Below are 11,726 nucleotides of genomic sequence, written 5' to 3'. Positions count from 1 at the left end.
GCGATGAGCGGGTCGACGCAGTCCAGGGACACGTTCGCCGGGATGCGGTGCGTGCGGAAGACGTCGATGATGCCGCCGGTCTGGAAGAGCGCGGCACCCGCCTTGGAGTGGCCGGTGAGCGTCTTCTGGGAGATGACGAACATCGGTTGATCCTCATCGCGGCCAATCGCCGGCCACAGCAGGGAGTGCAGCTCCGACTCGTTGGGATCGTTGGCGTTGGTGGAAGTGTCGTGCTTGGACAGGACGCTGACGTCGTTCGGCGTCAGGCCTAGACCGCGCAGCGAGCGCGCCAGGCGGGAGTTCTCCCGGCCGCGGCCAGCACCCAGGGCACCCAGGCCAGGGGCAGGGATGGAGGTGTGGGCGCCGTCGCCATAGGAGGCGGCGTGTGCGACCACCGCGAGCACCGGCAGTCCTAAGTCGGCTGCTAGTGAGGCACGAACGAGCAGGACCGTGCCGCCGCCCTCGCCCTCGAGGAAGCCGCCGCGGCGGCGGTCGTTGGCGCGGGAGATGAAGCGATCATCGATTCCCTTGGCGGTCATCTTCGCGGTCTCCGCGGTGGCGTTCATGTCGCCGAAGCCCTGGAGGGATTCCACCTGGACATCGTCGATGCCGCCGGCCACGACCACGTCGGCCTTGCCCAGGGCAATCTTGTCCACGGCCTCCTCAATCGACACCGCTGCGGTAGCGCAGGCGCCGATGGGGTGAATCATGGAACCGTAGCCACCCACCAGCGACTGCATGGTGTGCGCCGCGATGACGTTCGGCAGCGCCTCCTGCAGGATGTCGGACGGGCGCTCCTCACCGAGGAAGCGGGTGACGAAGACCTTGTGCAGGGACTCCATGCCGCCGATACCGGTGCCCTGCGTGGTGGCCACCTGGCCCGGGTGGATGGAGCGCAGCAGCTCCGCCGGGGAGAAGCCAGCCTGGGTGAAGGCATCCACCGCGCTGACCAGGTTCCACACCGCCATGCGGTCCAGGGAGTCGAGCATGTGCTCCGGGATGCCCCACTTGGCGGCGTCGAAGTCATCCGGCATCTGGGCGGCGACGGTACGGGTCAGCGTGGCCTTGCGCGGGACCTTGACGGTGGCACCCTGGCGGCGGGTGACCTGCCATTCGCCGTCCACCTCGACGATGCTGACGAACTCCGGGTCCGCTTCCTGGATATCGCGGGCGGTGGCCTCCGAATCCACGGTGAAGGTGACGTCACGGTCCAGGAAGACGGTGGTCAGGTCGATGGAGCCGCGATCGGTGAGGTGGTACTTATCCGTCAGGGTGCGCACGCCGGAGCGTGCGACGACCTCATCGCGGAAGCGCTCGAAGATGTCCTCCTCGGCGATCTCCTCATCGCTCTCCACGACGAACCAGCCCGGGTGCGGGTCCTCGCGCCATTCCACCAGCCCGGTCATCCAGGCCAGCTCCAGCACACCAGCAGCGGTGAGCTCCGCGGAACCATCGCGCTGCAGGCCATACTCGGCCTCGAAGCGCGTGCGGCCGGAGCCCCACGAGGAGACCTCGCCGATGCCGGCGATGACCACCATGTCCTCCAGATCCGTGGTGACCTGGCCAACTTCTTCCTCCAGCCCAGGCTGTACTGCCTGCACCTGGTTGGGCAGCGCGGTGATGGTGGCGGGGGCGTCCTGCCCCTCGTGTGGAACTGCGCCAGCGGTTTCTGCCGGCTCCACATCGGCAGCGAGCTCCTTGAGGGAGAAGCCTTCCAGGCCTCCGGTGAGATCCTTCTCCACCGGGGCGTGAGCTGCCTGCTCGCGCGATTCTGCGCTGGCCAGGTCCATGAGCTCTGCGGAGATCTCCTCCGGGCTCCACACCTTGATACCGGCCTTCTCGGCGGCGGGCACCAGCCCATCGTTGCCGCCCATGAGGTGCGTGCCGGCGACCCAGCCGATCTTGGCTTGGGCCAGGGTGACTCCCTGTGGCCAACCGGCCTCGACCTTCCACTTGTTGAGGATGGCATCGAGGGCTGCCTTGACCTCGCCGTAGGCACCGTCGCCACCGAAGGTGCCGCGGTTGGGCGAGCCCGGTAGGACAACGTGGCAGCGCTTGTCGACGTCCCCCTGGCTCAGCCTTGCCAGCCCCGCAATGGTGCGCTCGACGGACCACAGCAGTAGGCGGGCCTGAGCCTCGGTGGTGCCGGAGGCATCCGCCAGTGAGCCGGAGACACTCGGCGCGGCGAAGGGGAAGGCCAGCGTCGGGGTCAGCGCGGGCTTGAGGATCTTGACCTCGTTGCCCACGGACTCGCGTTGCTCGGAGCCGATCCAGTCGATGAGCGCATCGATATCGCGGAAGCTCGACAGGTTCGCCGGGACCAGCCACAGGGCGGAACCGGCAGCGCCGTGCTCGGCGTAGAGCGTGCGCGCGAATTCCTTGCGGGCCTGGCTGACACGGGAGGCAGTCATGATGACCGTGGCTCCGCCTTCCAACAGGCGCTCCACCAGCGCGGTGGCGATGGAACCAGGGGCGGCACCCGTGACTAGGGCAACCTCACCGGCAAACGCGCCGGGGGCGGTGTCCACGGCGGCCTTGGCGATATCCTCGCGCTTCCACCAGCACGCTTGACGCGCCAGGTCCTCGCCGGCACCGCGGAAGCTGTCCACCGGGTACTCGGCCTGGCCCAGTGCCAGGCGGGCGAGGCGCTCGCGGGCGATGGCCCAGGAGTCGTCGAAAAGCACGGCCTTGTTCGTATCGAAGGACGGCGTGACGGACTTGAGCCAACCGGAGCCGAGCTCTGCCTCGACGGCATCGATGACGGTGGTATCCGGGGCCTCGATGAGCTCCGGCTCGGAGTCCAAGCCCAGCTGGGAGAGAACCTGGCGGGCGACAGTAGCCAGCACGCCGCTTTCACCGGTGACGGTCTCGGCGAAAGCATCCAAAGCAGCGGAGTCGACCACGGCACCGCCACCTGCACCACCTGCGGCAGCGCCCTTGGATACGGACGCACCGTGGGTAGCGGCGACGGCCTGGACGGCGGCGTCGATCAGCTCGTGCGCTGCGGACTTCGAGGTGGCGCTCGCCGGCACGGTGCTCAGCGAGCCGCCGCGCACGGAGTCCTCCTCGCGGGAGCCAAGCAGGATCTCCGCCTCGACGTGGGAAACCCAGGATTCGGGCAGTCCCCAGGTGCCGGTGACGTAGTCCGCCACGGCGGTGGGCTTGAGGCCCGCGGCTCCGAAGAGCTGGCGCAGGCGCGCGCCGACGGCCTCACCCAGCACCGGGCCGAACGCGGAGTAGCCCGGGGCGGCGGTGGCGACCTTCTCGCGCAGCGTGGCCACGTCGGCATCGGCGGCGCCATCGATGGCCGGCACGCCGATTTCCGCGGACATGTCCATGAGCAGCTGGTTGCGGCGCGAGGACACGCCGTTGGTCAGCTCCTCCACGGTGTCGGAGTCCGCGATCTGGTCCACGCGAATCTTGTTCTGGAAGGCGAAGAGCACCATGATGGCCTCCGCCGCACCGAAGCGCAGCTCGGGGGCGTCGCTCGCAGTTGCGGCGGTAGGTGCAGGAGTCGGTGCAGTCGGCGCTGCCTCAGCCGGAGTCTCGGTTGGTGCTTCGCTCGCCTGCGGTGCCTCTTCGGCGTCGGATTCCGCAGCCGGTGCGGCGGCGGGGGCTTCGGAGACGTCGGCAAGCATGACCTGCTCTTGGTCGCGCTCCACGTTGAGCACGCGGATGGTGCCTTCCGGGATTCCGGCGACGGCTAGCGAGCGGGTGGCCAGGTTGGTCAGCGTCGGGGAAGAAGCCAGGCCGACCTCGATGATCTGATCGACCTTGCCAAAGAGGAGCTCCTGGGTCTCAATCCAGCGCACCGGGGAAGCGAACTGCCAGGACAGCAGCTCGATGAGCAGCAGGCGGGCGAGCTCGTGCTCGGAGAGGTCCTCCACCTTCAGCCCGTCCAACTTGCCGGAGGGCGCCAGCGGGGCCACGGCGTCGACGAAGTCCTGGGTGAGCTCGAAGGGGCGGGCCACCAGGTTCGGGATATAGCGGCCTACCAGGGCGTCCAGATCCAACTCCTGCGGCAGCAGCTCATCGAGCTTCTCCGCGAAGGCCGGAACGCCCTCGCGCAGCACGCGGGAGTGGAAAGGAACGTCGATGCCCGGGACCATGACGGCTGCGCGCGGGGCGATGGCATTGGCCTTGTCCACCAGGGCCTTGAGCCCCTTCTTGGTGCCGGCGATGGAGTACTGCTGGCCGCGGATGTTGTAGTTAACAATCTCCAGGAACTCGCCGGTGGCCTCGGCGACCTCAGCCACCCAAGCGTCGACGCTGTCGGCATCAATACCAGCCATGTTCGGGCGCAGTGCCGCCATGGCGTATTCGGAGTTGCCTTCAGCATCGCGCGGAACCAGGCTGCCCATGGCGGAGCCGCGGGAGTAGACGATGTCGATGACACCCTCGAGGTCGAAGATATTCGCCAGCGAGGCCAGCGCTGTGTACTCGCCCAAGGAGTGGCCGGCGAAGTAGGAGGTCGGGGCCAGGGCATCCTCGGCGCGCAGGCGCTCGGTCTGGGCATAGGCCACCACGGCCAGGGCCACCTGCGTGAACTGGGTCAGGTGCAGCACGCCCTGCGGGTGGCGGAAGGTGGTGCCGCGAACGGAAAGCTGCGTCGGGTTCTCATCGATGACCTTCTGGATGCTAAAGCCCAGGTTCTCGCGGGTATGCGCATCGGCGCGCCGCCAAGCCTCGCGCGCTGCTGGGGAAGCTTGGCGGTCGCCCTTGCCCATGCCTTCGGCCTGGATGCCCTGGCCGGGGTAGACGTAGGCCGTGGTCGGCGCGGCGAGCAGGGCTTGGCCGCGGGAGACGACTTCGCCGTCGATGCGGCAGGTGACTTCGAGTGCCTGGTGGATGCCCTTGCGGCCGACGCGCTCGACGGTGACCTCGATCTCATCGCCCAGCTGCACCATGCCGTACATGGAGTAGGTCCAGCCCACCACGCGGCCGTGGCGCCCGGCCACCTGCTGCGCAGCGGCCGAGAGCCACATGCCGTGCACCAGCGGTGCCTGCAGGTTAACCAGCTGGGCCGCATTATAGGACGTGTGAATCGGGTTGTAGTCACCGGAGACCAGAGCGAAGGGCGTCATGTCCTGCGGGGCGGTGACGGTGGCGCGGTCGACGAAGGAGCGTGGCGTCGGCACCACCTTGGTGGCGGACTTGCCGCCGCCCCACTCCGGTGCCTGGCTCGGCGCGGCAGTGCCGGTGGCGCGGCCGCGGATGGCAAAGCGGTGCATCTGCGTGGCCACGATGTCACCGGAAGCGTGATCCTTGAGCTCGAGCTCCACCGTGACGATGCGTCCGGAGACGGATTCCTCGATGGCGGTGCAGGAGGAGGTGACGTCGATCTGGCGGCCGTCGGCAAGCTGCTCCAGCGGCACGCGCAGGTCGATGACGTGGTCCAAGTGCACCGCGTTGAGCAAGCCTTCGATGACCGGGTAGCCATCCTCCAGGCGCCCAGAGCCGAGCGCGGCATAGATGGCCGGCCAGCAGGGGCCTACCAGAACGTCGGGGGTGCCGGCCTTCTCGGCTGCAGCATCGCCGCAGGTCACCGCGCTGTGTGCGGAGAGCAGCGAAGCAGGGAAGTGGAAGGAGTAGCCGGACTCGACGGTGGGCATCTCCGTAATCTCATCGCCCTGCTCCGCCGTGGAGCCGACACCAGCCAGGCCCTCCAGGAGGGTGAAGACGGAGTCGGGCAGGCGCTCCTCGGAGACCACCGGGGAGCCACCCGTGGCTACATCCTCCGGCAGGTCCACAGGGACGGTGACCTCGCGGACGTAGAAGGGGCGCTGCTCCTCCGGCAGGTCATCCCAGTAGGAGTCCGCCGTGATAACAATCTCCCAGTTGCCCTCGGCATCCTGGCGCAGGTCGAAGGCGTTCTCATCCATCTCATAAGCCGGGTTGGCCATGAGGTGGCCGTGCCACAGCAGGGTGGGAGAAGTACGCAGGAACGCGGCTTCATCGGCGGCGGAGTTCAGGCGAGAGAAAGCCTTCTGCGGCTTGACTCCCTGCTCCAGCAGCGTATCCGTGGTGGCCTGCTCAAAGCGCGCAAGCAGGTCTGCAACCGGCTCGTTCTTCTTGGTAATGCCCGCCACGGCCACGGGGCCGGGGATGATGCGCACCTGGTCAGCGGTGTAGCGCTCATCCTGCGCCTGCCAGAGGGTGTCCTTGCCGAACCAGGACTTCAGGTCACCGTCCAGGGCCGGCACCCACGGCATGGGCTTGACGTGCTTGTAGTGCAGGGAAATCCACCAGGCGGCATCGCGCGCCGAGACCTCGGTGGTGCGTGCGGCGGGGTAAGCCTCCAGCAGCTTCGCTGCGGCTGCGGGGGCGTCGTGGACGTCGTCAAGGCGTGCGAAGAGGGTTTCAATCTGGCCGTGATCCGCCGGGTTCAGGCGGGCTTCGACGCGGTGCAGGAGATCGAGAAAACGGTCATCCCAGCTCGGATCCACAAACGGGTGGGCCAGCTTCACAAAGCGCTCGATCCACTCGGCGTAGGTCATGGACTCGACATCGCCGAAGTAGGGCTTGCAGGTCTTGGCCAGGGCGTCGATGATGTCCTGGCGGTGTGCCGGATACTCCTCGATGCTCAGGGAAGTAATCAGGCGAGAAGCCGCGGCGAAGGAGTTATCGAGGTCGTGGATATCCGCCAAAAGGTGGGACTGCGAGGATGCCACGCCGTTCGCACCGGTGCCGCGGCCTACCCATCCGCCGTTCTGCTCCGGGCTGATTCCGGCGGTGTTGACCAGAAGGTCCTTGACGGAATCAGTGGCCTTGGCCTCCTTGGTGGCCATGGCGACGGTGCCGAGGAAGACGGCGTCGACCGGCATCGCCGGCATAGCGTGCTTCTTCGCCCACTCACCGGTGAGATAGGAGGTGGCGCGATCCGGGGAGGCGATGCCGCCGCCGACTGCCAAGTAGACGTTGGGGTGCTGGCGGATTTCGGCATAGGTATCCAGCAGCATGTCATCCAGGTTGACCCAGGAGTGGTGGCCGCCGGCATGGCCGTCCTCGACCTGCATGATGATGCGATCCTCCGGGTAGGCCGTGGCGATGGCTAGGACATCGCGGATTTGCTTTGCGGTACCGGGCTTGAAGGAGATGAAGGGGAAACCGTCGGCGTGGAGGCGGTCTAGCAGCTCTCCAGCTTCCTCTACTTCCGGGATACCGGCGGAGATGCACACGCCGTTGAAAGCCGCACCGGCCGCGCGCGCCTTGGGTACGATGCGCGCCTGGCCGAAGTGCAGGTTCCACAGGAAGCGGTCAAAGAACATGGTGTTGAACTGCGCCGTGCGGCCAGGGCGCAGGTGCTGCTCCATTGTGGCCAGGTGGGCGCGGAAGACCTCATCGGAGTACATGCCGCCGCCGGCCATCTCCGTCCAGTGGCCGGCGTTGGCCGCCGCGGCGACGATCTCTCCATCAGCGGAGGTGGGCGTCATGCCGCCCAGCATGATGGGGGACAGGCCCGTGAGGTCGGAGAAACGGGTCTGGGTGTAGGTGCGGCCATTTGGAAGCTCGATGGTGCGCGGGGCGAAGTCAGCGTAGTTCAGGGCCTTGGGCAGTTCAGCGCCCGGCGTCGCCAGCGCATCGAGCTCCTGCGGGGTGGCGGCGGAGACCACCGTGACTCCCGTGCCTTCCACCACGCGGCGGGTGATGTTCGCCAAGGCGCGGTCGAGAACGATGAGGTGCTCGGAGTTGAGCGCGGCCAGAGTGGCCGGCCAGTCGTGTTCGTTGACCAGGATGGTCTCGGCCTGGGTGCGGGCCTCATCCACGTCGAGGCCGCACTTCTGAGCCAGGTCTACGGTGCGCTCAGCTGCCGGTGCGAGAACCGCGTTGTGGAAGGGAAGCGCTACGGGCAGCTCATCAAAGCGCGGGCTGAGCTCATCGCCGCCGACGGTGCGCTTCTCCAGCTCGGCGTTGAAGCTCTTCACGGCCTCGTCGATGGCGGAGCGGGTGGCAGCCAGGTCCTCCGGGGCACCAGACAGCGCGAAATGGCGGCGGCCGTTGACCACGGCGATGGCGGCGGTGCCGTGTAGGTGCTCAGTGACGAAGCTGCGTTCCAGGCCCCGGATGGACAGCATCTGGGAGCGCGGGTCGGAGCCATTGACCGCGCTGGCTGCGGTGCCCATCAGGATGGCTAGGGCTAGGGCTTCTACTGGCTTGTCGACGGCCATCGCGCCTAAGCTTCCCTGCGAATGCCCAGCGCGCTCGTCGACGTCGACGCCGAGATCACGCAGCTGCTCGATGGCAGCAATCTGGCCGAGGACGATGCCGGGGATGGACACTGCCGGCAGAGAGTCGAGGGCGTTGGGCTCGACGGAACCATCAATGAGCTGCTCGAGGCGCTCAAGTGCGCCAGGGCACGTGGAGGCAATGGTGCGTGCGGCCGGGCCGGTGAGGCTGCGGGCCTGGGCGAGGGTCTCGCGCAGGGAGTCAGCGGTGGCGGCAGTCTGCGCGGCGGTGGTGATGAAACCCTGCCAATCGGAGCCTTGTCCGGCGAAGAGTACGGCCGGGCGGGGCATGGAATGCAGCATAGTAACAGGCATCTTTCCTCTTTTGAGCTGATGGGGAACGGTTTTATGAAGAGCTGTGGGCAGGATTAGTTAGCCCTACAGAACAATCATGATGTGCCACCGTAGTCGAAGCTTTCACGCAAAGCTGTCTCCCGCGCGGAAAATGTGAGGTTTTTCTCACGTTTGGTGGTGGGGGCACTCTTTCTTAGCGCTTGCCGCGCGAAGTTGCCCAACCTTTTGTATCCTCGGGCTCACTGCAGCGGCTCGGGGAGGAGCAGGGGTGGCTCAGCATCGGCTCGCGCAGCGTGAAAGAAAAGAAAAACTAGGGGGGACTATGTCTCAATCAACACCAGAGAAAACGACTAAGACACCAGCACGGCTCAGCAAAAGCCGAGTTATCAAAACTATGACCAAGCTGGCCGGAAAGCTGGAGGAAGATTCCTCCACCGGCTTGCCCACCATCAAAATTGCGGGCGGATTCTTAAGTATCGACGTCAACGAAGAGATGGGCGGCCTCTGTGTCCTTGGGTATTGGGGCGGTGCAGTGCGCTTCGACCCGGACCGCCAGCCTTTGCGCATGGAGGTCAATGATCTCAACGGAGGTGGCATCTCCGGCAACCTTGTGGCCGAGCCGTGTGGAAGCTCCGACATGCATACCCACCTGCGGGTCTTCGCGCCGCCCTATCTGCCGTCGACGGCCACGAATGCTCAGCTCAAGAGCATTATCGCGGGCTATGCGGCCGAAATGTCGGCGGTCTTCGCGCGCCTGGACGAGCAGTTTCCGGAAGAGCCCTCCAAGCCACGGAAGGGGTCTGGGCTTAAGCCAGTATCGCCCCACTATTTCAGCGGGGCCTATGGGGTTTCAGCGGTGGGGATGTGGCGAGTGCATGAGCGCGCCACGCGCCTGGCGATGATCGGCACGCCCGTTCACGTGGTGGACCACCGGAATGGGGCCGTGAGCATCCTCATCAATGAACACGCGATCACCATTGAATCTGCCCGCGATGGCTCCGGGGATATTGAGCTCAGCCTCGTCACCCCCTCCGGCCGCTGCGCGTGCGACCTAGATGCGCTCGTGCGCTGGGCTGAGTTTATGAACGATGATCAGTATGTCTACTCCGCGCGCATCGAGGTGGTGAACCTCGATGGCGGCGATGAGCAGGACCTGGTCTTGGTGACCACGGCCCGCATTCCCACGAAGTGGGGCTACACCGATGAGCAGCTGGATTGGCAGCTTAGTGCGTTGGTGAGCCAGCTTGTCCGGGCTGGTGAAGCGTTCTACCGAACCTTCAACCCCACGCGCGTGATGCGCTATATCGACCGCGCGGCTTAGGCGGAAGCTTCTTTGCCGAGTAGCTCCAAGAGATCCTTCTGCACTTCGCGGCGGCGAACCTTGCCCAGCTGGTCGGAGGCGAGCTGCTCGAAGTGGTAGAAGGTGCGTGGAACTTTGTAGCGGGTGAGGCGCTCGCGGCAGTAGTCCTTGAGCCCCTCCGGATCGAGCACCGCGCCATCCTCCAGGATGATGCAGGCCACGACATCCTCGGAACCGTCCGCGCGCGGGCGGCCGACGATGGCCACGTTGGTGACGTCCGGGTGCTGGCGGATAACGTCTTCCACCTCGGCCGGGTACACATTGAAGCCGCCGGTAATGATCATCTCCTTGATGCGGGAGACGATCTTGATGAAGCCATCAGACTCCATAATTGCCATATCGCCCGTGCGGTACCAACCATCGTGGAAGGACTGCTCGGTGGCCTCTGGCATGTTGAAATAACCCTTGAATACCTGCGGCCCGCGCACGAGGAGCTCGCCCGCGGTGCCATCCGGCTGGGTCTCGCTGAGGTTGTCTGGGTTGCCGATGCGCACCTCGGTATCCGGGAAGGGAATGCCGATATAGCCGGGGCGGCGGCTCTTGTTGAGCGGGTTTGCAGCGACAATCGGCGAGGTTTCCGTGAGCCCGTAGCCTTCCACGAGTAGGCCACCGGTGAGTGTTTCCCATTCCTCAACGATGTCCGCTGGCAATGCCGCTGCACCCGATAGACTGTTTTCGATGCCGTGGAGATCGATGTTCTGTTCCTTGGCTGCCTCCATGACCTTGGAGTAGATCGTGGGCACACCCGGCATCCAAGTGGGGCGGCGCTTCTTCATGATGTCGAGCAGCAGAGGAACTTTCGGTGCGGGGGTGAGGACCAGCTCGCCGCCAATGTGTACGCCGAGGGCGGCGATGAGGGTGAGTCCATAGACATGGAAGAGGGGGAGGGCAGCGAGCATGCGCTCGGGCTTCTTGCCTATTTCGGGCACCCACGCTTCCGCCATCTTCATGTTGCAGTACAGGTTGGAGTGGGTTAGCTCCGCGCCCTTGGGTCTGCCGGTGGTTCCGGAGGTGTAAAGGATCAGCGCGGTGTCGTCGCGGTTGACCTTGGCATCCTGTAGCTTCTGGCCTTGTCCGCCGATGGCGCGCCCAGTGAGCGTGCTCCACGGAACGGTGTTGGGGGCGGGAACTGAAAGTTCGGCGCGCTTGTCCTTAATGATGGGAAGCGGCAAGCGCAGTAGCAGCTGCTTGGGGCGCGGCATGGCCTCAATCATGTTGACCGTAACGATCGTTTCTAGCGGCGTGGTATCACGCAGCTCCTCAAAGACCGGGCTCGCCTTATCCCAGACCACGGCCACGCGGGCGGCGTGATCTTGGAATAGGGGCTCGAGCTCAGCCGCGGTGTAGAGCGGGTTATGCTCCACGACGGTCGCCCCGAGCTTCAAGATGGCGTAGAAGACCGCCACGTGCTGGGGGCAGTTGGGGAGCGCTACGGCGACGCGGTCACCGGGGCGAATACCGAAGGCCTTGAGGCCCGCCGCGGCGGCGCGCACGTGGGTATCGAGTTCGCGGTAGGTCATTTGGTGGCCAAAGAACCACGTGGCGGGTCTTTCGCCAAGCTCTTCCACGGTTTCTCGGTAGGAGTCCAAGAGCGTTTCGGTACCGTAATCCAGATTGGGCTTAGTCCACTCAGGGTAATACTGGAGCCAGGCTTTCGACTCAAAGGCGGAGGAGGCCTGGGCAGGGGATTCGGTCATGTTCGCGAACTCCTTAGGTGGTCAAACTTGTTATGTTTGGAACAGTATAACCAATCTGTGACAGAAGTCTCGCAAAACTTAGCAAAGTTGCTTAAAGCAGTGAACATGCAATAACCCCGGTGATGTGCGTCTATCACGCAGGGATCCTCC

3 protein-coding genes are annotated in these 11,726 nt (G+C 65.5%); 1 reads left to right on the top strand and 2 read right to left on the bottom strand.

All coding sequences use genetic code 11. The features are described 5' to 3' along the window. On the bottom strand, window positions 1-8,540 hold an 8,540-nt coding region (locus tag RDN59_RS01080), incomplete at its 3' end, for a polyketide synthase (protein WP_308606188.1). 373 nt (window positions 8,541-8,913) lie between these two features. Here RDN59_RS01080 and RDN59_RS01075 point away from each other — a divergent pair. Further along, window positions 8,914-9,840 carry a hypothetical protein gene (locus tag RDN59_RS01075; RefSeq protein ID WP_308606187.1) on the top strand — a complete coding sequence of 309 codons (927 nt, stop codon included), beginning with the start codon at window positions 8,914-8,916 and terminating at the stop codon, window positions 9,838-9,840. Here RDN59_RS01075 and RDN59_RS01070 read toward each other — a convergent pair. Further along, window positions 9,837-11,576: a long-chain-fatty-acid--CoA ligase gene (locus tag RDN59_RS01070; RefSeq protein WP_308606185.1), complete on the bottom strand. Its 1,740-nt coding sequence runs from the start codon at window positions 11,574-11,576 to the stop codon at window positions 9,837-9,839. The two genes, RDN59_RS01075 and RDN59_RS01070, sit on opposite strands and share 4 nt — an antisense overlap. Window positions 11,577-11,726 lie beyond the last annotated feature (150 nt).

The sequence above is a fragment of the uncultured Corynebacterium sp. genome (genome assembly GCF_902489365.1).
In the GTDB taxonomy this organism is placed as follows: Bacteria; Actinomycetota; Actinomycetes; order Mycobacteriales; family Mycobacteriaceae; genus Corynebacterium.
The sequence above is the reverse complement of the archived record's forward strand: the minus strand, read 5'-3'. Positions and strand labels throughout refer to the sequence as shown.

Coding starts and splice junctions, on each gene's coding strand:
- RDN59_RS01070 (WP_308606185.1), bottom strand. CDS start 11,576: ATGACCGAATCCCCTGCCCAGGCCTCCTCCGCCTTTGAGTCGAAAGCC.
- RDN59_RS01075 (WP_308606187.1), top strand. CDS start 8,914: ATGACCAAGCTGGCCGGAAAGCTGGAGGAAGATTCCTCCACCGGCTTG.